At 65.8% G+C, this 25,431-nt stretch carries 19 protein-coding genes; 11 read left to right on the top strand and 8 right to left on the bottom strand.

Features of this window, described 5'->3' with window-relative positions; genetic code table 11:
- Positions 1-264: 264 nt before the first annotated feature.
- Positions 265-5,241: an NAD-glutamate dehydrogenase domain-containing protein gene (locus tag WDC87_RS01210; protein ID WP_252744950.1), complete on the bottom strand. Its 4,977-nt coding sequence runs from the start codon at positions 5,239-5,241 to the stop codon at positions 265-267.
- Between the two features lie 250 nt (positions 5,242-5,491).
- On the opposite strand from WDC87_RS01210, the gene WDC87_RS01205 reads away from it, so the two are divergent.
- From WDC87_RS01205 to WDC87_RS01195, 3 genes are read left to right on the top strand one after another with little or no spacing between them, the layout of a single operon-like run.
- Positions 5,492-6,148: a TetR/AcrR family transcriptional regulator gene (locus tag WDC87_RS01205; RefSeq protein WP_072168157.1), complete on the top strand. Its 657-nt coding sequence runs from the start codon at positions 5,492-5,494 to the stop codon at positions 6,146-6,148.
- The gene (locus WDC87_RS01200; protein WP_072168158.1) at positions 6,148-7,416 is read left to right on the top strand and encodes an efflux RND transporter periplasmic adaptor subunit; all 1,269 of its coding nucleotides are present in this window, start codon (positions 6,148-6,150) and stop codon (positions 7,414-7,416) included. The genes WDC87_RS01205 and WDC87_RS01200 overlap by 1 nt, the downstream gene beginning before the upstream one ends.
- Positions 7,417-7,431: 15 nt before the next feature.
- Positions 7,432-10,605: a multidrug efflux RND transporter permease subunit gene (locus WDC87_RS01195; protein ID WP_005417430.1), complete on the top strand. Its 3,174-nt coding sequence runs from the start codon at positions 7,432-7,434 to the stop codon at positions 10,603-10,605.
- 152 nt (positions 10,606-10,757) lie between these two features.
- On the opposite strand, the gene WDC87_RS01190 is transcribed toward WDC87_RS01195, so the two are convergent.
- Positions 10,758-11,021 carry a hypothetical protein gene (locus WDC87_RS01190; protein ID WP_072168159.1) on the bottom strand — a complete coding sequence of 88 codons (264 nt, stop codon included), beginning with the start codon at positions 11,019-11,021 and terminating at the stop codon, positions 10,758-10,760.
- A 168-nt stretch (positions 11,022-11,189) separates the two neighbouring features.
- Positions 11,190-12,338 carry an acyl-CoA dehydrogenase family protein gene (locus tag WDC87_RS01185; RefSeq protein ID WP_188240818.1) on the bottom strand — a complete coding sequence of 383 codons (1,149 nt, stop codon included), beginning with the start codon at positions 12,336-12,338 and terminating at the stop codon, positions 11,190-11,192.
- Between the two features lie 153 nt (positions 12,339-12,491).
- Here WDC87_RS01185 and WDC87_RS01180 point away from each other — a divergent pair, with 153 nt between their 5' ends.
- The 4 genes from WDC87_RS01180 (at position 12,492) to WDC87_RS01165 (ending at position 18,543) form a co-directional block, all read left to right on the top strand.
- The gene (locus WDC87_RS01180; RefSeq protein WP_072168161.1) at positions 12,492-13,421 is read left to right on the top strand and encodes a metalloregulator ArsR/SmtB family transcription factor; all 930 of its coding nucleotides are present in this window, start codon (positions 12,492-12,494) and stop codon (positions 13,419-13,421) included.
- 13 nt (positions 13,422-13,434) lie between these two features.
- Positions 13,435-14,526 (top strand): homocysteine S-methyltransferase family protein, encoded by a 1,092-nt coding sequence (locus WDC87_RS01175; protein WP_088496858.1) that lies wholly within the window; start codon positions 13,435-13,437, stop codon positions 14,524-14,526.
- 57 nt (positions 14,527-14,583) lie between these two features.
- Positions 14,584-17,268: a methionine synthase gene (metH, locus tag WDC87_RS01170; protein WP_252744949.1), complete on the top strand. Its 2,685-nt coding sequence runs from the start codon at positions 14,584-14,586 to the stop codon at positions 17,266-17,268.
- An 87-nt stretch (positions 17,269-17,355) separates the two neighbouring features.
- Positions 17,356-18,543, top strand: coding sequence for an MFS transporter (locus tag WDC87_RS01165; RefSeq protein WP_252744948.1), 1,188 nt, complete (start codon positions 17,356-17,358; stop codon positions 18,541-18,543).
- 48 nt (positions 18,544-18,591) lie between these two features.
- Here the strand turns inward: WDC87_RS01165 and WDC87_RS01160 are convergent, their stop codons facing one another.
- The 5 genes from WDC87_RS01160 to WDC87_RS01140 all read right to left on the bottom strand — a co-directional run bounded on the left by WDC87_RS01160 (position 18,592) and on the right by WDC87_RS01140 (position 22,552).
- The gene (locus tag WDC87_RS01160; RefSeq protein ID WP_252744947.1) at positions 18,592-19,272 is read right to left on the bottom strand and encodes a DUF2058 family protein; all 681 of its coding nucleotides are present in this window, start codon (positions 19,270-19,272) and stop codon (positions 18,592-18,594) included.
- A gap of 10 nt (positions 19,273-19,282) precedes the next feature.
- The gene (locus WDC87_RS01155) at positions 19,283-19,525 is read right to left on the bottom strand and encodes a SlyX family protein (protein WP_005410256.1); all 243 of its coding nucleotides are present in this window, start codon (positions 19,523-19,525) and stop codon (positions 19,283-19,285) included.
- Positions 19,518-20,867 carry a UDP-glucose/GDP-mannose dehydrogenase family protein gene (locus WDC87_RS01150; protein WP_252744946.1) on the bottom strand — a complete coding sequence of 450 codons (1,350 nt, stop codon included), beginning with the start codon at positions 20,865-20,867 and terminating at the stop codon, positions 19,518-19,520. The genes WDC87_RS01155 and WDC87_RS01150 overlap by 8 nt, the downstream gene beginning before the upstream one ends.
- Positions 20,868-20,890: 23 nt before the next feature.
- Positions 20,891-21,868, bottom strand: coding sequence for an FKBP-type peptidyl-prolyl cis-trans isomerase (locus WDC87_RS01145; protein WP_014037761.1), 978 nt, complete (start codon positions 21,866-21,868; stop codon positions 20,891-20,893).
- Between the two features lie 96 nt (positions 21,869-21,964).
- Positions 21,965-22,552 (bottom strand): glutathione peroxidase, encoded by a 588-nt coding sequence (locus WDC87_RS01140; protein WP_072168168.1) that lies wholly within the window; start codon positions 22,550-22,552, stop codon positions 21,965-21,967.
- 366 nt (positions 22,553-22,918) lie between these two features.
- Here WDC87_RS01140 and WDC87_RS01135 point away from each other — a divergent pair, with 366 nt between their 5' ends.
- From WDC87_RS01135 to WDC87_RS01120, 4 genes are read left to right on the top strand one after another with little or no spacing between them, the layout of a single operon-like run.
- The gene (locus WDC87_RS01135) at positions 22,919-23,155 is read left to right on the top strand and encodes a hypothetical protein (RefSeq protein ID WP_072168169.1); all 237 of its coding nucleotides are present in this window, start codon (positions 22,919-22,921) and stop codon (positions 23,153-23,155) included.
- A gap of 2 nt (positions 23,156-23,157) precedes the next feature.
- Entirely contained in the window at positions 23,158-23,517 is a 360-nt protein-coding gene (locus tag WDC87_RS01130) for a GntR family transcriptional regulator (protein ID WP_005417481.1), read from the top strand.
- Positions 23,517-24,392, top strand: a complete 876-nt coding sequence (locus tag WDC87_RS01125; protein ID WP_005417484.1) for an ABC transporter ATP-binding protein — start codon at positions 23,517-23,519, stop codon at positions 24,390-24,392. Before WDC87_RS01130 ends, WDC87_RS01125 begins: the two co-directional genes overlap by 1 nt.
- A complete protein-coding gene (locus tag WDC87_RS01120) occupies positions 24,389-25,417 on the top strand; it encodes an ABC-2 transporter permease (protein ID WP_065178601.1) in 1,029 nt (342 codons plus the stop codon). The genes WDC87_RS01125 and WDC87_RS01120 overlap by 4 nt, the downstream gene beginning before the upstream one ends.
- The last annotated feature ends 14 nt before the right edge of the window (positions 25,418-25,431 follow it).

Genomic DNA, 25,431 nt, shown 5'->3' with positions numbered 1-25,431 from the left:
CGCCCCACCACCCCCACCCCCGCGCGCGCCCCCCCCGCCCCGCCGCGGCCCCCCGGTGGCCAGGAAGCGGGGCCCCGCCCCCCGCGCCCCACTACCACACAATCCAGAACGCCCCCGCTTTCGCGGGGCCGTTCCTCCAACTGCTCCAGATCAGGACCCCCCCTGAGTCAGGGGGGCGCGCCAACGGCGCGGGGGTCTGGGAGCATGGTTGGCATGGGGCCCACGGTTTGCAGAGCAATCCGTGGGGCGTCAGCGCGAATGCGCTTACGCACCATGCGCGGCCAGCTGGCCCAGGCGCTGCACCGCGACCGAGACGGTCGGGTAGTCCAGGGTCTTCTGCTCGGCCAGTTCGGCCAGCATCGCCAGGGTGAAGCGCAGGCTGTTGTCGTCGCGGCCCATCCAGGCAGCGACCTTGGCCTCGGCACTGCTGCCCTTGGTGCCCAGCACCTGCCCGGCCAGGTTGCGGTGGTTGGCTGCAAGCTCGTCACGCAGCACGCCACGCGCCACCGCGTGCCAACGACCGTTGACCTCCAACGCGTCGACCTGCTCGAACAGCCACGGCAGCTGCAGGGCATCGCCCAGGCGGAAGTGGACCTTGGACACGTCCACCGGCTTCAGCTTGCGGGTGCGGGCCAGTTCGATGATGTCGAACGCCGGTTCCAGGAAGTGCAGTTCGGCCAGCTGTTGTGCCAGTGCAGACGGCAGGCCCTTTTCCTTCCACTCGGCCACCAGGGCTTCGTAGGTCGGACGCTGCGAATCCGGCAGCACGCCCGAAGCGACGCGGATGTCGTTGAACGGTCCCTGGTAGCGGTTGACCGCTTCGGTGATGCCCGGCATCGCGCCCGGGCGCGACAGCAGCCAACGCACGAACGAGCGCTGCAGCTTCCAGATCACTTCCAGGGCGTCGATCTGCACCGACTCCGGCACCTTGCCGTCGAGGGCATCGATCTGTGCCCACAACGCGCGCGCATCCAGCGTTTCGCGGCTGATGGTGTAGGCCTTGGCGACCTCGGCGATGGAACGGCCGGTGTCTTCCTGCATGCGCATCAGGAAGGTGGCGCCCATGCGGTTGATGGTCTGGTTGGTCACGGCCGTGGCGATGATTTCGCGCTTCAGGCGGTGACGCTCCATCGCGTCGGCGTACTTCTTCTGCAGCGGGGTCGGGAAGTAGCGCTGCAGCTCCTTGGACAGGTACGGATCTTCCGGGATGTCCGAATCCAGCAGCTGGTTGAACGCCACCAGCTTGGAATAGGACAGCAGCACCGACAGCTCCGGACGGGTCAGGCCCTGGCCGCGTGCCTTGCGCTGCGAGAGCTCGGCATCGGACGGCAGGAACTCGATCTGGCGGTCGAGCAGGCCCTGCTGTTCCAGGGTGCGGATGAAGTGCTGCTTGGACCCCAGGCGCTTGACTGCCATCCGCTCCATCAGGCTCAGTGCCTGGTTCTGGCGATAGTTGTCGTTGAGCACCAGCTCGGCGACTTCATCGGTCATCGAGGCCAGCAGCTTGTTGCGCTGCTCGACGGTCAGCTTCTTGGCCCGCACCACATCGTTGAGCAGGATCTTGATGTTGACTTCATGGTCGGAGGTGTCGACACCGGCCGAGTTGTCGATGAAGTCGGTGTTGAGCAGCACGCCGGCCTGGGCAGCTTCGATGCGGCCCAGCTGGGTCATGCCCAGGTTGCCGCCCTCGCCCACCACCTTGCAGCGCAGCTCGCCACCGTTCACGCGCAGTGCGTTGTTGGCGCGGTCGCCGACATCACTGTGCTGCTCGCTGGCAGCCTTGACGTAGGTACCGATGCCGCCGTTCCACAGCAGGTCGACCGGTGCCTTCAGGATCGCGCTCATCAGATCGTTCGGCGACAGCGCCTTGACGTTCTCGTCCAGACCCAGCGCCTCACGCACCTGCGGGGTGATCTCGATCGACTTCAGGCTGCGCGGATACACGCCGCCGCCCTTGCTGATCAGCTTGGTGTCGTAGTCCGCCCAGCTCGAACGCGGCAGGGTGAACAGGCGCTCACGCTCGATGAACGACGTGGCCGCATCCGGATTCGGGTCCAGGAAGATGTGGCGGTGGTCGAACGCAGCGACCAGGCGGATATGGCGCGACAGCAGCATGCCATTGCCGAACACGTCGCCGGACATGTCGCCGACGCCGACCGCAGTGAAGTCCTGGCTCTGGCTGTCACGGCCCAGCGCACGGAAGTGGCGCTTGACCGACTCCCACGCACCGCGCGCGGTGATGCCCATGCCCTTGTGGTCGTAGCCGACCGAACCACCGGAGGCGAACGCATCGCCCATCCAGAAGCCGTGCGCGATGGCCAGGCCGTTGGCGATGTCGGAGAAGGTCGCGGTGCCCTTGTCGGCGGCCACCACCAGGTACGGATCGTCCATGTCGTGGCGCACGACATCCACCGGCGGCACGATCTTGTTGTTGACGATGTTGTCGGTGATGTCCAGCAGGCCCTGGATGAACAGCTTGTAGCAGGCCACGCCATTGGCGAAGATCGCGTCGCGATCGCCGTTCACCGGCGGGGTCTTGGCGAAGAAGCCACCCTTCGCGCCGACCGGCACGATGACGGTGTTCTTGACCATCTGTGCCTTGACCAGGCCCAGCACTTCGGTACGGAAGTCTTCGCGACGGTCCGACCAGCGCAGGCCGCCACGCGCAACCGCGCCGAAGCGCAGGTGGGTACCTTCCACGCGCGGGCCGTACACGAAGATCTCGCGGTACGGGCGCGGCTTCGGCAGGTCCGGCACCAGCGCCGAATCGAACTTGAAGCTGATGACATGGCCGTGCTGGCCGTTGGCATCGGTCTGGTAGTAGCTGGTACGCAGGGTCGCGTCGATCACGCCCATGAACGAGCGCAGGATGCGGTCCTCGTCCAGGCTGGACACGCGATCCATCAGCTTCAGCAGCGCATCGCGCGCGGCCTGCATCTGCGCGTCGCGGTCACCCTTGCGGGCATCGACCACGCTCTTGAGCACCTTCAGGGTGGCGTCGTCGCCAGCGGCCAGCACATCGAAGTGGGCCTTCAGCTGGGCCTGGCCGGCCGCGATGTCGTCCTTGCTCTCATGGCCGGTGGCCGGATCGAAGCGGGCCTCGAACAGTTCGACCAGCAGGCGGGCCAGCAGCGGGTAACGCGCGAAGGTGCCTTCCACGTAGGCCTGCGAGAACGGCACGCCGGTCTGCAGCAGGTACTTGCAGTAGCCACGCAGCATGGCGACCTGGCGCCAGTGCAGGCCAGCTGCCAGCACCAGGCGGTTGAAGCCGTCGTTCTCGGCGTCGCCGTGCCAGACGCGGGCGAAGGTCTCGCCGAAGGCTTCATCGACACTGGCGGCATCGATCGCGCCAGCGGTCGACTCGACCTCGAAGTCCTGCACGTACACCGGCGCGTTGTCGACCGACAGGCGGTACGGACGTTCGGCGATCACGCGCAGGCCCATGTTTTCCATCATCGGCAGCGCGTCCGACAGCGGGATGTCATCCAGCTGGCGATACAGCTTCAGGCGCAGGCCATCGCCGCTTTCGCGCGGCACGGCCTGCAGGCTCAGGCGCAGGTCGTCCGGGCCGGTCAGCGCGTCGAGCTGGCTGACATCGTTGGCGGCAACGGCGGTGCTGTTGTCTTCGATGTAGCCGGCCGGCAGCGCCTTGCCGATGCGGGCGGCGATGCGCAGGCCTTCGGTCTCGCCGTGGCGGCTCACCAGCGCTTCGCGCAGGTCGTCCTGCCAGTTACGCAGCACCTGGGCCAGCTTCTGCTCCAGTTCGGCGGTATCAACGTCGAGCATTTCACCCGGCTTCGGGCGCACGATCAGGTGCACCTGCGCCAGCGGCGATTCGCCCAGCACCACCGAGCTGTCGACGAACTCGCCGTGCAGCGCGTCCTTGAGCATTGCTTCGATGCGCAGGCGCACGTCGGTGTTGAAGCGCTCGCGCGGCAGGTAGACCAGCGCGGAGATGAAACGGCTGTACTTGTCGCGGCGCAGGAACAGGCGGCTGCGCACGCGTTCCTGCAGGCCCAGCACGCCCATCGCGGTGCGGAACAGTTCGTCCTCGCTGGACTGGAACAGTTCTTCGCGCGGCAGGGTTTCCAGGATATGGCGCAGGGCCTTGCCACTGTGGCTGGCGGGGGCCAGCCCGGACTGCTTCATCACGTGCTCGTGGCGCTGGCGCACCAGCGGGATTTCCCACGGGCGACGGTTGTAGGCGCTGGAGGTGAACAGCCCGAGGAAACGCTGCTCGCCGATGATCTTGCCCTTGGCGTCGAACTCCAGCACGCCGATGTAGTCCATGTAGCCGGCGCGGTGCACGCGCGAACGGGCATTGGTCTTGGTCAGGATCAGCGCATCCTTCAAACCGGACGTGGTGTTCAGGCCCTGCGCGGCCAGCGTCTTGACCGGACGGGCGGCGGACGTGTCCTTGCCACGCATCAGGCCCAGGCCGGTGTCGTTCAGCGGCGCCAGCACCTCTTCCTTGCCCTGCTTCTCGACGCGGTACTCGCGGTAGCCGAAGAAGGTGAAGTGGTTGTCAGCGGCCCAGCGCAGGAACTCCTGTGCTTCCTTGCGCGACGCGTCGTCGACCGGCAGCTGGCGGCTGCCCAGGTCGTCGGCCAGCGCCAGCGCCTTGTCCTTCATCGGCTGCCAGTCGCGCACGATCGCACGCACTTCATCCAGCGCCTTGTTGATGGCCTGCTCGATGGCAGCCATCGCATCGGCCGGCTGGCGGTCGATTTCCAGCAGCATCACCGACTCGGCATCACCTTCGCCGACCTTGACCAGCTTGCCGGCCTTGTCGCGGGTGAAACGCAGTACCGGGTGGCCCAGCACGTGGACGCCCACGCCCTGCTCGGCCAGCGACATGGTGACGGTATCGACCAGGAACGGCATGTCGTCGTTGACGATCTGCAGCACGGTATGCGGCGATTCCCAACCGTTGGCCTTCGCGGTCGGATTGAACACGCGGACGTTGGCCTTGCCAGCCTTGCGGGCCCGGGCGAATTCCAGCGTCTCAGCCGCGAGAGCGGCCCACTCTTCAGCGCTGTGGTGCGGGAACTCGTCCGACTCCATGCGCTTGTAGAAGTCAGTGGCGAAGGCCACTGCTTCGGCCTGTGCGGCCGCGGGGTAGCGCTTGCGCAAGGCCGTGTACACCGGCTCCAGGGAGAAACCAGCGGTCACTGCGACCTCCGACTCTGCTGGTTTCGTCTTGTTTTTCACGGTCTTGGCTGCGGTTTTTTGCGGTTTCATGGCAGAGCGATGCGCTTGCTCAGTTGGGAAAATGAAATTGTAGCCCTACCGCACGAAAAGGCCTTGCTGCAGGACGGAATAAGCAGATCCGGGTTTGCTGCGGTTTAGACGCCTATTCAGTTCGCTCCGGTATGGAGCGGGCGCCTGCTTGAGCACTGCCGACAGGATCGGCAAAGCGTGTTACCGGAAGACACACGCGGCGACACCGATTCGATTCCACAATCCTGAACTGGACGGTATAGTCCACCGCGTGAACCCGGCCTACCTTCCCGTTGCCCTCGACGCACGCGATGAGCGCGTGTTCGATGCCGTGCGCGAACTGCTGGCCCAGCAGGGCATGCAGATGAGCATGGACGCGGTGGCCCAGCATGCCGGCTGTTCCAAGCAGACCCTCTACTCGCGCTACGGCAGCAAGCAGCAACTGCTGCGCCGGGTAATGCAGCGCCACGTCGGCCACGCTACCGGCGCCATGGTTCGTGCACTCCGTACTGACGACCTGCGTGCCAGCCTGCTCCAGTTCGCCACCGACTTCCTGGAGCACTTCAACCAACCGCACGTGGGCCAGGCCTGCCGGCTGATCGCCGCCGACGCGGCCCAGTTTCCCGAAGAGGCGCGTACCCTGTACCGGCATGGCGCCGGCGCACTGGCGCTTCATCTTGCTGAATGGATTGAAACCGTTTGCATGCAGGGCCAGCTCCGGCATGACGACCCGCACTTCATGGCCGAACTGCTGCTGAGCATGATCGCCGGTCAGGATTTCGACAAACAGCGCTTCCATACCCCCCACCGTGATGACGCGCTCTTGCGTCGGCGCTGGGCAGAGTTCTCCGTCGACAGCTTCCTGCGCGCCTTCGCGCCTCAGCCGTCGCCGGCCCCGTCTACAAACCAACCCCGGAGTTCCTCCTGATGACCGCCCCACTCCGCACCCTTGCCTTGACGTGCGCCGTTGCTGTCGCGCTGGCTGCCTGCAAGAAGCCGGAACAGCAGACGCCCCCGCCGCCGGAGGTGGGCGTGATCGACGCCAAGCCGCAGACCCTGCCGCTGCAGCGCGAGCTGGTCGGCCGCCTGTCGCCGTTCCGCAGCGCCGACGTCCGCGCACGCGTGCCCGGCGTGCTGCTCAAGCGGGTCTACCAGGAAGGCTCGCAGGTCAAGCAGGGCCAGACCCTGTTCCTGATCGACCCGGCGCCGCTGCGTGCCTCGCTCAACGCCTCCGAGGCCCAGCTGGCCTCGGCCCGCGCGACCTACGCCAACGCCAAGGTCGCCGCCGATCGCGCACGCTCGCTGGCCCCGCAGCAGTTCGTCTCCAAGTCCGACCTGGACAACGCCGAATCGGCCGAGCGCACCGCGCTGGCCGCGGTCAAGCAGGCCGAAGCGGCAGTGACCTCCTCGCGGATCAACCTGGGCTATGCCGAAGTGACCGCGCCGATCAGTGGCGTGGCCAACAAGCAGCAGGTCACCGAGGGTGCGCTGGTGGGCCAGGGCGATGTGACCCTGCTGACCACCGTCGACCAGCTCGACCCGCTGTACGTCAACTTCTCGTTGAGCGTGGACGAGCTGACCCAGCTGCGCGCGCAGCAGGCCAAGGGTGCGCTGGCGCTGTCCGGCGACGGCAAGGCCACGGTCAACGTCAAGCTGGCCGACGGCACCACCTATGGTGAGCCGGGCACGCTGGACTTCTCCTCGACCACGGTCGACCCGGCCACCGGCGCCGTGTCGTTGCGCGCGCTGCTGCCGAACCCGCAGCAGATCCTGCTGCCGGGCGCGTTCGTCAGCTTCCAGGCCAACCTGGGCGAGCGCAACAACGCCTTCCTGGTGCCGCAGCAGGCCCTGCTGCGCGATACCACCGGCGGCTACGTGATGGTGGTCGGCGCCGACGGCAAGGTCGTGCGCAAGAACGTGAAGACCGATGGCGCGCAGGGCGGCAACTGGCTGGTCAGCGACGGCCTGGCCGCCGGTGACAAGGTGATCGTGGCCGGCGTGCAGAAGGTCAAGGAAGGTGCACCGGCGGTGGCCAAGCCGTGGACCCCGGGCCAGGACGCCAACGGCAAGCCGGCCGCAGGCGGCGCCGCAGCGGCGGGCGCTGCACCGGCTGCAGGCAAGGCACCGGCCGACGCGGCCAAGCCCGAGCAGGCCGATGCGGCCAAGCCGGCCGCCACCGATTCGAACAAGCAGTAACGGGAACCTTCCGTCATGCCTAAATTTTTCATCGAACATCCAGTCTTCGCCTGGGTGGTTGCGATCCTGATCTCGCTCAGCGGCGTGATCGCGATCCTCAACCTGGGCGTGGAGTCCTATCCCAACATCGCCCCGCCGCAGGTCACCGTCTCGGCGACCTACCCGGGCGCCAGCGCCGATACCACGGAAAAGTCCGTCACCCAGGTGATCGAGCAGCAGCTGACCGGCATCGATCACCTGCTGTACTTCAGCTCCTCGTCCGCCTCCAACGGCCGTGCGCAGATCACCCTGACCTTCGAGACCGGTACCGATCCGGACATCGCCCAGGTGCAGGTGCAGAACAAGGTCTCGCTGGCCACGCCACGCCTGCCTTCGGAAGTGACCCAGCAGGGCGTGGTGGTGGCCAAGGCCAACGCCGGCTTCCTGATGGTGGTGGCGCTGCAGTCCGATACCCCGACCATTAACCGTGACGCCCTGAACGACATCGTCGGCTCGCGCGTGCTCGACCAGGTCTCGCGCATCCCCGGCGTCGGCAGCACCCAGCAGTTCGGTTCCGAGTACGCCATGAACATCTGGCTGAACCCGGAGAAGATGCAGGGCTATGGCCTGTCGGCCAGCCAGGTACTGGCCGCGGTACGTGCGCAGAACGTGCAGTTCGCCGCCGGCGCGCTGGGCTCGGACCCGTCGCCGGAAGGCCAGCACTTCACCGCCACGGTCTCGGCCGAAGGCCGCTTCAGCTCGCCGCAGGAATTCGAGAACATCATCCTGCGCGCCAACGCTGATGGCTCGCGCGTGCTGTTGAAGGACATCGCCCGCGTCGCCTTCGGTGCCAACAACTACGGTTTCGACACCCAGTACAACGGCAAGCCGACCGGTGCCTTCGCCATCCAGCTGCTGCCGGGCGCCAACGCCCTGAACGTGGCCGAAGCGGTGCGCGCCAAGATGGACGAGCTGCAGCCCAGCTTCCCGGCCGGGGTCACCTGGTTCTCGCCGTACGACAGCACCACCTTCGTCAAGATCTCGATCCAGGAAGTGGTCAAAACCCTGTTTGAAGCGGTCTTGCTGGTGTTCCTGGTGATGCTGATCTTCCTGCAGAACTTCCGTGCCACCCTGATCCCGACCCTGGTGATCCCGGTCGCCCTGCTCGGTACCTTCCTGGGCATGTGGATGATCGGCTTCACGATCAACCAGCTGACGCTGTTCGCGATGGTGCTGGCGATCGGCATCGTGGTCGACGACGCGATCGTGGTGATCGAGAACGTCGAACGCATCATGACCGAGGAGGGCCTGGCGCCGAAGCCGGCCACGCAGAAGGCGATGACCCAGATCACCGGTGCGGTGGTGGCGATCACCGTCGTGCTGGCCGCGGTGTTCATCCCCTCCGCCCTGCAGGGCGGTGCCGCCGGTGAGATCTACAAGCAGTTCGCGCTGACCATCGCCATCTCGATGGCATTCTCGGCGTTCCTGGCCCTGGGCTTCACCCCGGCGCTGTGCGCGACGTTCCTCAAGCCGACGCACAACGACAACCCGAACATCGTCTACCGCACCTTCAACAAGTACTACGACAAGATCAGCCACACCTACGTGGGGCACATCACCTCGGCGGTGCGCCATGCGCCGCGCTGGATGATCCTGTTCGTGGTGCTGACCGCGCTGTGCGGCTTCCTGTTCACCCGCATGCCGGGCAGCTTCCTGCCGGAAGAAGACCAGGGCTATGCGCTGGCGATCGTGCAGCTGCCGCCGGGCTCGACCAAGGGCCAGACCAACGAAGTGTTCGCGCAGATGCGTGGCATCCTGGAAAAGCAGGATGGCTATGAAGGCATGCTGCAGGTGGCCGGCTTCAGCTTCGTCGGTTCCGGCGAGAACGTGGGCATGGGCTTCATCCGCCTGAAGCCGTGGGAGGAACGCAAGTTCACCGCGCCCGAGTTCATCCAGAACATGAACGGCGCGTTCTACGGCATCAAGGAAGCGCAGATCTTCGTGGTCAACCTGCCCACCGTGCAGGGCCTCGGCCAGTTCGGTGGCTTTGACATGTGGCTGCAGGACCGTAGCGGTGCCGGCTACGAACAGTTGACCCAGGCCCGCAACATCCTGCTCGGCCAGGCCGCGCAGAAGCCGGACCACCTGGTTGGCGTGCGCCCCAACGGTCTGGAAAACGCGCCGCAGCTGCAGCTGCACGTGGACCGCGTGCAGGCGCAGTCGATGGGCATGTCGGTGTCGGACGTGTACAGCACCATCCAGCTGATGCTGGCCCCGGTGTACGTCAACGACTTCTTCTACGAAGGCCGCATCAAACGCGTGACCATGCAGGCCGATGGTCCGTACCGCACTGGCCAGGAATCGCTGAAGAGCTTCTACAGCCCGTCCAGCCTGACCCAGAACGCCGATGGCACCAACGCGATGATCCCGTTGAACACGGTGGTCAAGTCCGAATGGGTGTCGGCGCCGCCGTCGCTGAGCCGCTACAACGGCTACTCGGCGATCAACATCGTCGGTTCGCAGGCACCGGGCACCAGCTCGGGTGAGGCGATGCAGACCATGGAAGGCATCGTCAACGACGACCTGCCGGCCGGCTTCGGCTACGACTGGTCGGGCATGTCCTACCAGGAAATCCTGGCCGGCAACGCTGCGACCCTGCTGCTGGTGCTGTCCATCGTGGTGGTGTTCCTGTGCCTTGCCGCGCTGTATGAAAGCTGGTCGATCCCGGTGGCGGTGCTGCTGGTGGTGCCGCTGGGCGTGCTGGGTGCCCTCGGCCTGTCGATGCTGCGCGGCCTGCCCAACGATCTGTTCTTCAAGATCGGCCTGATCACCGTGATCGGCCTGGCGGCGAAGAACGCGATCCTGATCGTGGAGTTCGCGGTGGAGCAGCGCGCAGCAGGCAAGAACCTGCGTGATGCCACCATCGAAGCGGCGCGCCTGCGGTTCCGCCCGATCCTGATGACGTCGTTCGCGTTCATCATGGGCGTGATCCCGATGGCGATCTCCACCGGTGCCGGCGCCAACTCCCGCCACGCCATCGGTACCGGCGTGATCGGCGGCATGCTGTTCGCCACCCTGCTCGGCCTGCTGATGATCCCGGTGTTCTTCGTGGTCGTGCGCCGCATGCTGGGCGACAAGCTGGACGAACCGTCCAAGGAGTTCATGGAACGCCAGCGCGATGCGGATGCCGCACATCGTCCGGATCGTTGATCCGGTGCTGCGCTGAAAACGAAAAGGCCCCGGAGCGATCCGGGGCCTTTTTATTGCCACAATTGAATTCATGCCAATCCAGGTTGGCATCTACCGGAACAACGGCATTGCCGGTAGCCGCCAACCTGGGTTGGCGCTGTTCGGGCAACGCCTCAGCGCAGCAGCGCAACCACCGCGCACACCGCCACCAGAATCAGCGAGGCCCACTGCATGGGTACGAAGAAGAAATGGTGGGGCGCGGCCTCCCCCTTCTGCCGCGGCGCACGGTTGAGCCACAGGCCCAGCACCACGTTCACCGCCGCGCCGAGGCCTGCGCCCAACAGAACCTGTGACAGCGGGATACTGCCCCTGGGGCCGTCATGCGGAAAGAAGTACGCCAGCAGCAGGATCGCTGCAATCGGCGTCACCAGCGTCATGATTCCCCAACCGCGATAGATCACGTCGTCATCCTCGAAGAAACGGACTGCATTAGAGCAGCATGCATCTCCGCAGGCCAACGGCAAAGACGTCATCTGGATGACCATCATCCACGCGTGGCGTGGGCCTACCGCCGCGCCGCCATTGCGGCGGCGCGGCCATGCGACTCAGCGCAGCCCGGTTTCGTTGCGGGCGATCACCAGGCGCTGGATCTCCGAAGTACCTTCGTAGATCTCGGTGATCTTGGCATCACGGAAGTAGCGCTCCAGCGGCATTTCCTTGGAATACCCCATGCCGCCGTGGATCTGCACGGCCTGGTGGGTAATCCACATCGCCGCCTCAGAGGCGGTCAGCTTGGCGATGGCAGCCTCATTGCTGAAGCGCTTGCCCTGGCCCTTCACCCACGCCGCGCGCAGGGTCAGCAGCAGCGCTGCGTCCAGCTTGCACTTCATGTCGGCAATCTTGGCCTGGGTCATCTGGAAGGTACCGATGGCCGCGCCGAATGCCTTGCGCTCCTTGACGTATTCAATCGTCGCTTCATAGGCGGCTCGGGCGATGCCGACGGCCTGCGAAGCGATGCCGATGCGACCGGCATCGAGCACGCTCATGGCGATCTTGAAGCCCTCACCTTCCTGGCCCAGCACGTCTTCGGCCTGCGCCACGTAATCGTTGAACTCGATCTCGCAGGTGGCCGAGGCGCGGATGCCCAGCTTGGGCTCGGTCTTGCCACGACCGAAACCGGCCTTGTCGGTATCGATGATGAAGGCGGTGACGCCGCGCGCGCCCTTGTCCGGCTCGCTCATCGCGAACAGCACGATGTACTTGGCCACCGGACCGGAGGTGATCCAGCTCTTCTTGCCATTGATGACGAAGGTGCCGTCGGCCTGCTTCACCGCGCGGCAGCGCATGGCGGTGGCATCGGAACCGGACTGCGGCTCGGTCAGCGCGAACGCGCCGATGGCCGTGCCTTCGGCGATGGCACGTACGTAGGTCTGCTTCTGCTGCTCGGTACCGTGGGTCAGGATGCCGTTGCAGAACAGCGAATTGTTGACCGACATGATGGTCGAATGGGCTGCGTCGGCGGCGGCGACCTCCACCATCGCCAGCACGTACGCAACCGGGTCCATGCCCGCACCGCCGTATTCGGTCGGCACTTCAATGCCCATCAGGCCGTTCTCGCCCAGCAGGCGGATGTTGTCCAGCGGGAACTCGCCGGTGCGGTCATGGTGCTCCGCACTGGGGGCGATCTTTTCCTGCGCGATGCGCCGCGCAACGTCCTGCAGCATCAACTGCTCTTCGGTAAAGCTGAAATCCACAACACCCTCCCGGGTACATGAAGTTATGGGCCGCATACGGCGCGCCCAGGTGCTGCGATTGTACCGGGGCCCGGCAGTTTCCGTACGCTGGCGACTTGACCGCGCCAGGCCCCTTCAGCGAATATATCTCTATATCGCGATAGGTAGATGTTTATGGATCTGGAAGACTGGTCGACCCGCCTGAAGGTGTTCGCCGATGCCACTCGCGTGCGCCTGCTGGCGCTGCTGGAGCAGGAGGAACTGACCGTGGCCGAACTGTCGGCGATCACCCGGCTGGCGCAGCCGCGCGTGTCCACCCACCTGGCACGCCTGAAGGAAGCCGGGCTGGTCCGCGACCGCCGTGCCGGCGTGTCGGCCTATTACCGCTTCGACGAGGCCCAGCTGGACCCGGCGCAGCGTGCATTGTGGCATGCCTTGAGCAACGGAAGCGATGATCCGCTGCTGCGCCAGGACGCTGAACGCGTGGCCGCCGTGCTGGCCCACCGCGCCGCCGACCAGAACTGGGCCGACAGCGTGGCCGGCGACATGGAACGCCACTACTCGCCGGGCCGTACCTGGGAGGCGCTGGCACGCACCGCGCTGCCGCTGCTTGAGACCGGCGACGTGCTGGATATCGCCTCTGGTGATGGCGTGCTGGCCGAACTGGTTGCCCCGCATTCCAAGCGCTACATCTGCATCGATACCAGCGCGCGCGTGGTCGCCGCCGCCAGCGAGCGCCTGCGGCGGCTGCCCAATGTGGAAGTGCGCGAGGGCGACATGCATGCCCTGCCGTTCGAGGATGCCAGCTTCGACCTGGTCGTGCTGATGCATGCGCTCACCTACGCCAGCAAACCGGCGCAGGCGGTGACCGAAGCTGCACGCGTACTGCGCCCGGGCGGCCGCCTGCTGCTGTGCAGCCTGGCCCGCCACGAGCACAAGGCAGCGGTGGAGGCCTATGGCCACGTCAACCTCGGCTTCAGCGACAAGGAGCTGCGCAGGTTCGTCGACAAGGCCGGCCTGCAGGTGTCCAGCCTGGAGACGGTCACCCGCGAGAAGCGGCCGCCGCACTTCGAAGTGATTTCGCTGATCGCCAACAAGCCCTGAGCCCGAGACCGCCATGCCCGCCCTGCCCTGGTTGCATCCCGATCGTGCCAACGCCCTGCTCGACGCCCTGCGCGAGCGGATCCTGATCATCGATGGTGCGATGGGCACGATGATCCAGCGCCACGGCCTGCAGGAAGACGATTACCGTGGCGAGCGCTTCGCCGGTGGCTATGACCATCTGCATGGCTCCGGCTGCGATCACGCCACAGCGGGAGGCCATGACCTGAAGGGCAACAACGATCTGCTGCTGCTGACCCGGCCGCAGATCGTCGCCGACATCCACACCGCCTACCTCGAGGCCGGTGCGGACCTGATCGAAACCAACACCTTCAATGCAACCTCGGTCAGCCAGGCCGACTACCACCTCGAGCACCTGGTGTACGAGTTGAACAAGGCCGGCGCTGCGGTCGCGCGCACGTGCTGTGATGCAGTGGCCGCAACCACACCGGGCAAGCCGCGCTTCGTGATCGGGGTGATCGGCCCGACCAGCCGCACCGCGTCGATCAGCCCCGACGTCAACGATCCCGGCTTCCGCAATACCAGCTTCGACGAGCTGCGCGACACCTACCGCGAAGCCATCGAGGGCCTGATCGACGGCGGCGCCGATACCCTGATGGTCGAGACCATCTTCGACACGCTCAACGCCAAGGCCGCGCTGTATGCGCTGGAGGAAGCGTTCGATGCGCGCGGCGCGCGGCTGCCGGTGATGATCTCCGGCACCATCACCGACGCTTCCGGTCGCACCCTGTCCGGGCAGACCGCCGAGGCCTTCCACGCATCGCTCGCCCACGCCCGTCCGTTGTCGATCGGCTTGAACTGCGCGCTGGGTGCCGATGCGATGCGCCCGCATGTGGAAACCCTCTCGCAGGTCGCCGACTGCTATGTCAGCGCCCACCCCAACGCCGGCCTGCCCAACGCGTTCGGCGACTACGACGAAACTCCTGAAGAGATGGCCACCACGCTGCGCGGCTTCGCCGAGGATGGCCTGTTGAACCTGGTCGGCGGCTGCTGTGGCTCCACCCCCGAGCATATTCGTGCGATTGCCAATGCCGTAGCCGGACTGCCGCCGCGCGCACTGCCCGGCACCCGGGAGCAGGCCGCATGAACGTTGCCGCCACCGTCCCGCACTTCCCGCCCTACTGCTGTTGAGCCGACGCCTGCCATGACGCCTGTCCGCCCTACCCGCCTGTCCGGCCTGGAACCTCTGGTCATCACCCCGGACCTGCTGTTCATCAATGTCGGCGAACGCACCAACGTCACCGGCAGCGCGCAGTTCCGCAAGCTGATCAAGGAAGGCCGCTACGAGGAGGCGGTGGACGTGGCCCGCCAGCAGGTGGCCAGCGGCGCCCAGATCCTCGACGTCAACATGGACGAGGGCCTGATCGATTCGGAAGCGGCGATGACGCGCTACCTCAACCTGATCATGTCCGAGCCGGACATCGCGCGCATCCCGGTGATGGTCGACTCCTCCAAGTGGAGCGTGATCGAGGCCGGCCTGAAATGCCTGCAGGGCAAGAGCGTGGTCAACTCGATCTCGCTGAAGGAAGGCGAAGCGCTGTTCCGCGAGCACGCGCGCAAGGTGCTGCGCTATGGCGCCGCGGCAGTAGTGATGGCGTTCGACGAGGCCGGGCAGGCAGACACCTGTGCGCGCAAGGTCGAGATCTGCACACGCGCCTACCGCATCCTGGTCGACGAGATCGGCTTCCCGCCGCAGGACATCATCTTCGACCCGAACATCTTCGCCGTCGCTACGGGCATCGAAGAGCACGACAACTACGCGGTGGACTTCATCGAAGCCACCCGGATCATCAAGCAGACCCTGCCGCACTGCCATGTCTCCGGCGGCGTCTCCAACGTCTCGTTTTCGTTCCGCGGCAACGAAACCGTGCGCCAGGCCATCCATTCGGTGTTCCTGTACCACGCGATCGCCGCCGGCATGGACATGGGCATCGTCAACGCCGGCGCGATGCCGATCTACGACGAACTGGAGCCGGACCTGCGCGAGCGTGTCGAGGACGTGATCCTCAACCGCCGAAGCGATGCCACCGAGCGCCTGCTGGAGATCGCCGAGCGCTACAAGGGCAGGAAGGGCGCGGCGAAGACCGAAGACCTGGCCTGGCGCGAAAAGCCGGTGGCACAGCGATTGGCGCATGCCCTGGTACACGGCCTGGATGCCTTCGTCGAGGAAGACACCGAACTGGCCCGGCAGGCCTCCAGCCGCCCGCTGGACGTGATCGAAGGACCGCTTATGGACGGCATGAACATCGTCGGCGACCTGTTCGGCGCCGGCAAGATGTTCCTGCCACAGGTGGTGAAATCCGCGCGCGTGATGAAGAAGGCCGTGGCCTACCTGCTGCCTTACATCGAAGCGGAAAAAGCGCGCAGCGGTGACACCGCCAAGAGCAACGGCAAGATCATCATGGCCACGGTGAAGGGCGATGTGCATGACATCGGCAAGAACATCGTCGGCGTCGTACTGGCCTGCAACAACTTCGACGTGGTCGACCTCGGCGTGATGGTGCCGGCGCAGATGATCCTCGATGCCGCCCGCGAGCACAACGCCGACCTGATCGGCCTGTCCGGGCTGATCACCCCGTCCCTGGAGGAGATGAGCCACGTCGCCCGCGAGATGGAGCGCCAGGGCTTCGACCTGCCGCTGCTGATCGGGGGCGCGACCACTTCGCGTGCGCATACCGCGCTGAAGATCGACCCGCACTACAAGGCGCCGACGGTGTGGGTGAAGGATGCATCGCGCGCAGTTGGCGTGGCGCAGTCGCTGATCTCGCGTGATCTGCGCGAGGCCTTCGTTGCCGCCAACGAAGCCGACTATGCCGAAATCCGCGCGCGCCACCGCAACCGGGGCGACGCCAAGCGCCTGGTCACACTGGAACATGCGCGCGCGCAGAAATTCCAGGGCGGCTGGGACAGTTACACGCCACCGGCACCGAATCAGCCCGGCCTGCACGTGTTCGACGACTATCCGCTGGCCGAACTGGTCGACTACATCGATTGGACGCCGTTCTTCCAGGCCTGGGAGCTGGCCGGCAAGTTCCCGGCGATCCTCACCGATGAGATCGTCGGTACCCAGGCCAGCGAGCTGTACAAGGATGCCCGTGCGATGCTCGAGCGCATCGTCGGCGAGAAGTGGCTGACGGCCAAGGCCGTGTTCGGCCTGTGGCCGGCCAACAGCATCGGCGACGATGTCCGCGTGCAGCACGCACAGGGCGAAACTACCCTGCACTTCCTGCGCCAGCAGGTGGACAAGCCAGCCGAACGTCCGGATTTCTGCCTGGCTGATTTCATTGCCCCGGCCGACAGCGGAAAGCAGGACTGGATCGGCGCGTTCGCGGTCACCGCCGGCATCGTCATCGACGCCCACGTCGCGCGCTTCGAGGCCGAGCACGACGATTACAACGCGATCCTGCTGAAAGCACTGGCCGACCGCTTCGCCGAGGCGCTGGCCGAGCGCCTGCACCAGCGCGTGCGTACCGAATTCTGGGGCTACGACCGCGCCGAGACGCTGGACAACGAGGCCCTGATCGACGAGCAGTACCGCGGCATCCGTCCGGCCCCGGGCTACCCGGCCTGCCCCGAGCACAGCGAGAAGCGCCGCCTGTTCGACCTGCTGCAGGCTGAGAAGAACGCGGGCATGGAATTGACCGAGAGCTTCGCGATGCTGCCCACGGCCGCTGTCTCGGGCTACTACTTCAGCCATCCGCAGAGCCAGTACTTCGTGGTCGGGCGGCTCAGCCGCGAACAGGTCACCGACTATGCCCGGCGCAAGGGCGTGGACCGCGCCCAGGCCGAACGCTGGCTGGCCTCCAACCTCGACTACGACCCCGAATGACACAAAAAGGGGACGGAGGGGATTAAGTCGTTTGTGCATTAGCGACTTGATCCCCTCCGTCCCCTTTTTTTGCTTCATCATTCGGCGATGACCGTTCCCGTTGCCCGCCTCTCAAGTTTCTACCTGTTCTACTACGCGGCGCTCGGCGCGTTCACGCCGTACTGGAGCCTGTTCCTGACCGCGCGCGGGATGAGCGTGACCGCGATCAGCGTGATGATGGGCCTGTGGTACGCCACCCGCGTGATCGCACCCAGTACCTGGACCTCGCTGGCGGCCGCATCACCGCGACCGATCCGCCTGCTGCGCGTCGGCTGCGTGCTGACCCTGCTCAGCTTCGCTGCCTTTCTGCTGCCACTGCCGCAGCCGTGGATGTACCCGGCGATGATCGTGTTCTGCTTCTTCTACAACGCGGTGATGCCGCAGTTCGAGTCGATCACCCTCACCCACCTGGGCAACGACAGCCATCGCTACGGGTTGATCCGGGTCTGGGGCTCGCTCGGTTTCATCGCCGTGGTCACCCTGTTCGGCTGGCTGATCGAGGGCGATGGCGCCGGCAACCACGCCGGATTGTTGCCGTGGATGATGCTGCCCCTGTTCGTGCTGCTGGTTGCCTCGGCCTTCAGCAATCACTACGCGCGCGACATCGGCAGGACGGCGGGTGACACCAGCGGCTTCTGGCAGATCGTGCGCCGACCGCCAGTGCTGGCGTTCTTCCTGGCCGCCTTCATGGAACAGCTGTCGTTCGGCCCGTACTACACGTTCTTTTCGGTCTACATGGACCACCACGGTTACCGCACCACCACCCTCGGCCTGCTGTGGACCATCGGCGTGGTCTTCGAAGTGGGCGTGTTCTTCACCATCGGCCGCTTCTTCCGCCGCTACGACGCCAGCTGGATGCTGCTGATCGCGCTGGTCAGTTCCTGCCTGCGCTGGGCCGTGACCGCACTGTTCCCGGAGAACCTGCCGGTGATGCTGCTGGCGCAGACCGCGCACGCGCTGGGCTTTGCCGCGTTCTTCGCTGCAGCGATGCAGATGCTGGCGACCTACTTCCCCGGTCGTCTAAACGGCCACGGCCAAGGACTGCTGTACGGCTTTTCGTCCGGTGTCGGCGGTGTGCTGGGCGCGCTCATTGCCGGCCAACTGTGGAAGATCGACGACGGCCGCACCGCGTTCCTGGCCGGCAGCGGCTTCGCCCTGATTGGCGCCCTGCTCTGCTTTTTCGCGCTGAGCCTGCCGCTGATCCGTGCGCGGCGCAGCACTGCGTGCACCCGGTAACGAAAACGCCGGGCAATGCCCGGCGTTTTCATCATGCGGCAGATGCAGTTACCAGACCAGGTCGTCCGGCACCTGGTACTGCGGATCCGCGTACGGATCTTCCTCGGCCGGCGCATTCGGATCGACCTTCAGCGCCACCGACGGGGCGAACACCGCCTCGGACTGTGCCAGCACTTCAGCGGTCACCAGCAGGTAGCGCCCGTTGAGCTGGACCACTCCAAGCTCGCCGGCATTGAGCGCGGTCAGCTGTTCGGCGGTCACATAGATGCGCTTGATCTTGCCGCCATACGGGAAGTGGCGGGCGATGTCGGCCGCTTCCGAGTTCAGGCTCTTGTCCTTCAGCAGTTCTTCCAGCTTGGCCTTGGCCTCGCGGCGCACACGCGCTTCTTCCTGCTTCAGGCGCTCGGTCTCGATGCGCTCTTCCTTTTCCTTCTGCGCGCGGATGGCATAGGCCTTGGCCAGATCCATCTCTTCGGCGCTGCGCGGCGTGCGCGGGCCCTGCTGGCCCGGGCCACGCGACTGGCCGGGCTTGCCCGGGCGACCGTGGCCATGCCCACGACGCTCGCCGGGCTTGTGCTCGCCCTTGCCAGCGCCCTGCGGCTTTCCATTGCCGTTGCCAGCCTTGCCCTGCGGGCGACCGTCATGGCGGGGGCCATCATTCTTGCGCTCGGGCTTGGGCGCGGGCTTGAAGCCCAGGCCCATCAGCTGGTCGCGGAGGGTATCGCTCATAGGATTCGGATCAGTAGTGCGGCGGCGGCGGTTCGCTCGCCGGATCGGAAGAATTCAGCGCGTTGCGGACCTTGCCCAGGTCTTCCAGCAGCACGCGCAGCACGTCGGCGTTGCGCATGCCCTGCATGCGGGCATCGGCCAGCGCATCGCTCAGTTCGGCCAGCGCCTGTTCCTGGAAGGACACGCGCATTTCCAGTTCGACCAGGCGCGCTTCCAGCGCCTGCTCGCGTTCGGTTGGCAGCAGATCAGACATGCAGCGAGCGCCCCCGGCCAATGCCGTAGTACGCCAGGCCCGCCGCTTCCACATCCGCCGGCTCGTACAGGTTGCGGCCGTCGAACACCACCGTGTCCTTCAACTGCTCGCGCAGCGTCTGGAAATCAGGGCTGCGGAACTGCTTCCACTCGGTCACCACGACCAGTGCATCGGCCCCCTGCAGCGCCTCGTCGGCACTGCTGCAGAACACCAGATCATCGCGCTCGCCGAAGATGCGCTGCGACTCGTGCATCGCTTCCGGATCGTAGGCACGCACCGTCGCGCCGCCTTCCCACAGCTGCGCCAGCAGGCGACGGCTGGAAGCTTCGCGCATGTCATCGGTGTTCGGCTTGAACGCCAGGCCCCACACGGCAAAGGTCTTGCCACGCACACCTTCGTCTTCACCCTTGTCGTAATGACGCTGGATGAGGGCGAACAGATGGCCCTTCTGCGCATCGTTGACCGCTTCCACGGCGTTCAGCAGCTTCGGCTCCAGGCCGGCCTGCTGCGCGGTGCGGGCCAGCGCCTGCACATCCTTGGGGAAGCACGAGCCGCCGTAACCGGCGCCCGGGTAGATGAAATGCCAGCCGATGCGCGGATCCGAGCCGATGCCCTGGCGGACCTGCTCGACATCGGCGCCGACACGTTCGGCGATGTTGGCGATTTCGTTCATGAACGAGATCTTGGTCGCCAGCATCGCGTTGGCGGCGTACTTGGTCAGCTCCGCCGAACGTACGTCCATTTCCACCACGCGGTCGTGGTTGCGGTTGAACGGCGCGTACAGGCGCCGCATTACCGCCACCGACTCGGCGCTGGTCGCGCCGATGATGATGCGATCCGGGCGCATGCAGTCGGCGACAGCGTCGCCTTCCTTCAGGAATTCCGGGTTGGACACCACATCGAAGGCGATGTCCGCGCCACGTGCCGCCAACTCTGCGGCAATGGCGGCACGCACCTTGTCGGCGGTGCCCACCGGCACCGTCGACTTGTTGACCACCACGGTCGGCACGCTCATGTGCCGGCCGATGGTGCGGGCCACAGCCAGCACGTACTGCAGATCGGCACTGCCATCCTCGTCCGGCGGCGTGCCAACGGCGATGAACACGACCTGGCCGTGGCCGATCGCGGCCGCGGCATCGGTGGTGAACGCCAGCCGCGACGCGGCGTGGTTGGCCTTCACCATCGGCTCCAGGCCCGGCTCATAGATCGGGATGATGCCCTGGTTGAGGCCATCGACCTTGGCCTGGTCGATATCGACGCAGACCACCTGGTGGCCGACGTCGGCCAGGCAGGTACCGGTCACCAGCCCTACATAACCGGTACCGAAAATCGCAACGCGCATGTCCGTGCAGGCTCCGTGGTCGCTTACGGCAGGACGCCCAGCAGCTCGACGTCGAAAGTCAGAGTCGCATTCGGGCCGATCGGGCCACCCGGGGTGCCGTTCTCACCGTAAGCCAGCTCACCCGGGATCCAGAAGCGGTACTTCGACCCGACCGGCATCAGCGCGACGCCTTCGGTCCAGCCCTTGATCACCTGGTCCAGGCCGAACTCGGCCGGCTGGCGACCATAGGAGCTGTCAAACACGGTGCCGTTGAGCAGCTTGCCTTCGTAGTTCACGCGCACCTTGCTGCTCGGCAGCGGGCGCTCGCCGCTACCCGGGCGGATGATCTGGTACTGCAGGCCAGACGGGGTGGTGACGACGCCCGGCTGGGTCTTGTTCTTGGCCAGGAACGCGTTGCCTTCCTCGCGGTTGGTCTGTGCGGCTGCGGCGGCCTTGGCCTGCATCTCGGCCTGCTTGCTGCCCATGAAGGCCTGGATGGTGGCGGTCGCGTCAGCTTCCGTCATCTTCGGCTGGCCCTTGCTCAGGCCTGTGCTGATCGCGTCAAACAGCGAGGCGACATCAATGTCGTCCTTCAGCTGTGCCAGCGACGGGCCGACCGAGTACGAACCGATCATCTGCGACACTTTGACGCGATCGACCTTCGGCGGCTGCGAACCCGGCGCCATGCCCGGCACCTGCTGGCCACTGCGGGCCATCACCACCTGGCGCAACGCGGCATCGGTGGCCTTGGCCTGTTCCTGGGTGATCTGCGGCTGCAGGCCTTCGAACGAACGCTCCACGGCAGTGCGCAGCGCGGCCACATCGATCTCATCGGCGATCGGGGTGAACGACTTGGCGACATCAAGGCCGATGGCGTAGCCGAGCTTCTGCTTGGGGGAATTCAAGGTTGCGGTCTCCTTGGCGGCTGCGGGGGCAGCCGGTTGTTGCGACAGAGCGACACCCGAAGTGCCCATCGCCAGAATCAGAACCGACGCCGCGGCGCCGCGCATTCCCATCTTCATTCGCTGCATTCCTGGAAGTGTCTGGGCGCCGACGTCGGCGCGAAAAGAAACATTGTCGCACGCATGCCGTCGATGTCGAGGCATCCGTGCCGGATATCAATGCGTGGCGGCTGCGGCCAGCGCCTTGTCGATGGCGGCGGTCAGCTGCGGATCGTCCGGCGTTACCTTGCTGGCGAACTGGGCAATGACCTTGCCATCGCGGCCGACCAGGTACTTGTGGAAGTTCCAGCCCGGCGCCACGCCGGTGGCCGCGGTCAGCCTCTGGTACAGCGGCGTCGCCTGTGCACCGACGACATGCACCTTCTCGAACATCGGGAACCTGACGCCATAGGTGAGCGTGCAGAAATCCTGGATCTGCTTTTCGTCACCGGGCTCCTGGCCCTTGAAATCGTTGGACGGGAAACCGAGCACGGCAAAGCCGCGGCCGGCATATCGCTTCTGCAGCGCCTCCAGGCCTTCGTACTGAGGGGTATAGCCGCACTTGCTTGCGGTATTGACCACCAGCAGTACCTGCCCGTGGTAGCGCTGCTGCAGGTTGACCTGCTGCTTGCTCGCGAGTGGGCGGTACTCCAGGTCCAGCAGATCGGCCGCCAGCACATGGGCGGAACCGGCCAGGCCGGCCACCAGCAGGGTCAGCAGGGACAGGCCGCGCAGGCGGCGCGGGATAACGGTCGGCAGGTGCATCGAGAGCGGTCCGCGGTAGCCATTCACAGGGCCGGCCGGTAGCGGCCGGGAATCGGCCGAACTATAGCACCGCCCCGCCCCCCCCCTTGCTGCGGCAAGCGCCTGCGGCTTTGCGCAGCGTGGCGTCTTTCCGCTGGCCTTACCAGCGACGGCGCAGTGATGACATAGCATGGACAACACTGAATGGAAGGCGGAACTGGATCAGCCCCTACATCAAATTTATTTCCCTTTCCAATCAAATGGATAAGTGAATATTTCAGCAGTTTGACCACCCCTGCCATCAGTTGGGGACGGCAGGGGCTTGCACCCAGGCGTGCCGGTGTTATAGTTGCATACAACACCAGTCACCTGAGACAGGGGGAAGCCATGAACGCCCGCATCCGTCGCAACCTCACCGCCCCCGCGGCCGCTGCTGTTTCGACCCTGATCGTGCTGGCCTGGCTGGCCACGCCCACCACCCCCGCCTCTCCCGACAGTGCGCAGGATGCAAACGCTGCACCGGCCGGGAACGCTGCTTCCTCCCCCTCTCCCCCGCGTCGGCTGCACAGCTCCCTGTCCATGCCGTATTTCTCGTTCGCCCAGCCGCTGACCCCACGGAGCTGAATATGAGCGACATCCAGTGGAGCGACGGCGCTCCCATCTACCGTCAATTGAAGGAGCGCGTGATCGCCATGATGCTCGACGGAATCCTGAAGCCGGGCGATGCCCTGCCTTCGGTGCGCCAGGTGGCCGCCGACTATCAACTCAACCCCATCACCGTTTCGCGCGCCTACCAGGAACTGGCCGATGAAGGCCTGGTCGAGAAGCGCCGCGGCCTGGGCATGTTCATGACCGAGCAGGCGGCCACGCAGCTGCGCAGCAGCGAGCGCGAGCGCTTCCTCAACGAAGAATGGCCCGCGGTGCTGGAGCGCATCCAGCGCCTGGGCCTGAGCCTCGACGAATTGCTGCCCCAGGGGAACGTCTGATGAACAGCACTGCAAGCGAACCCGTCATCACCGCGCGAGGCCTGCGCAAGGCCTACAGGACCACGGTAGCCCTCGACAACGCCAGCTTCAGCATTCCGAGCGGGCGCATCGTCGGCCTGATCGGTCCCAACGGCGCCGGCAAGACCACCGCACTGAAGGCCATCCTCGGCCTCACCTCGGTGGAAGGCGACCTGAGCGTGCTCGGCCGCGATCCGCGACTGCATCGCGACGAGCTGATGAATGACATCTGCTTCATCGCCGACGTCGCCGTGCTGCCGCGCTGGCTGAAGGTGCGCGAGGCGATCGACTTCGTCGCCGGCGTCCACCCGCGCTTCGACCGCGCCCGCTGCGAGCGCTTCCTGGCCAATACCAAGCTGCAACCGAAGCAGCGCGTGCGCGAACTGTCCAAGGGCATGATCGTGCAGCTGCACCTGGCGCTGGTGATGGCCATCGACGCCCGCATCCTGGTCCTGGACGAGCCCACTCTCGGCCTGGACATCCTCTATCGCAAGGAGTTCTACCAGCGCCTGCTGGAGGACTATTTCGACGAACAGAAGACCATCATCGTCACCACCCATCAGGTGGAAGAGATCGAGCACATCCTCAGCGACGTCATGTTCATCCGTGATGGCCGCATCGTGCTCGACGCGGACATGGACGATGTCGGCCAGCGCTACACCGAGCTGCTGGTCAACGCCGACCAGCTGGAGACCGCGCGTGCGCTGAAGCCGATCGACGAGCGCAGCCTGGCGTTCGGCAAGACCGTGATGCTGTTCGATGGCGTCCCGCGCACCCAGCTCTCCACCCTTGGCGAGACCCGCAGCCCGGGCCTGGCCGATCTGTTCGTCGCCATCATGAAGGGGACCTACGCATGAATGCCGTCAACCACCCCGTCAGCCCGATGGGCACCCTGCGCTGGCTGCTCAAGCGCGAGTACTGGGAGAACCGTGGCGGTTTCCTGTATGCACCGCTGATCGCCGGCCTGATCTCGCTGGTGATGAGCACCATCGGCATCGCCTTCGGCCTGTTCGCCCTGCACCGGGCCGCACGTGATGGTGGCCTGCACATCGACGGCGAAGACGTGAACATCAACGGCCTGGACCTGGCCCTGCTGACCCGCGACATCAGTGCCAAGGACCTGGCTGACCTTGGCAACGGCCTCGACCTGACCCTGGTGCTCAGCTCGGCCTGGCCGTTCCTGGTACTGGCCTTCGTGGTGTTTTTCTACTGCCTGGGTGCCCTGTACGACGACCGCCGCGACCGCAGCATCCTGTTCTGGAAGTCACTGCCGCTGTCGGATACCCAGACCGTGTTGTCCAAGGTGATCAGCGCACTGATCGTGGCCCCACTGATCGCGGTGATCGCCGGCATCATCACCATGTTCGGCTTCATGCTGGTGATCAGCATCGTCGCGCTGATGCACGGCGGCAGCCCGATGACCCTGATCTGGGGCCCGGCCAGCCCGCTGACCCTGGCCGCCGGCCACTTGGCCTGGATCCCGGTCTACGCCCTGTGGGCCCTGCCCACCGCCGGCTGGTTGCTGCTGTGCTCGGCCTGGGCCCGCAGCAAGCCGTTCCTGTGGGCGGTGATGCTGCCGCTGTTCGCCGGCGTCATCGTCAGCACCACCAAGGTGATGCCGCTGATCGGCCTGACCACGGGCTGGTTCTGGCAGAACATCGTTGGCCGGCTGCTGCTGGGCGGCGTACCGGGCACGGACCTGGTGTATCGCCTCAGCGCCGAGGAAGGCACGCGCCGCGACCTCGAATCGGTGGTCAGCCTGATGTCGCCGGCCTCGCAGCTGAAATCACTGGCGATGCCGGAACTGTGGATCGGTGCTGCCGTCGGCGCCGTGTTCATTGTCCTTGCCATCCGTCTGCGCAAGCGCGCCGGCGAGATCTGATTCCATCCACCCGG

The organism is Stenotrophomonas maltophilia group sp. Smal12, from assembly GCF_037079935.1.
Taxonomy (GTDB): domain Bacteria; phylum Pseudomonadota; class Gammaproteobacteria; order Xanthomonadales; family Xanthomonadaceae; genus Stenotrophomonas; species Stenotrophomonas sepilia.
Note: the sequence above shows the minus strand (reverse complement) of the source record. Positions and strands in the feature narration are given on the sequence as shown.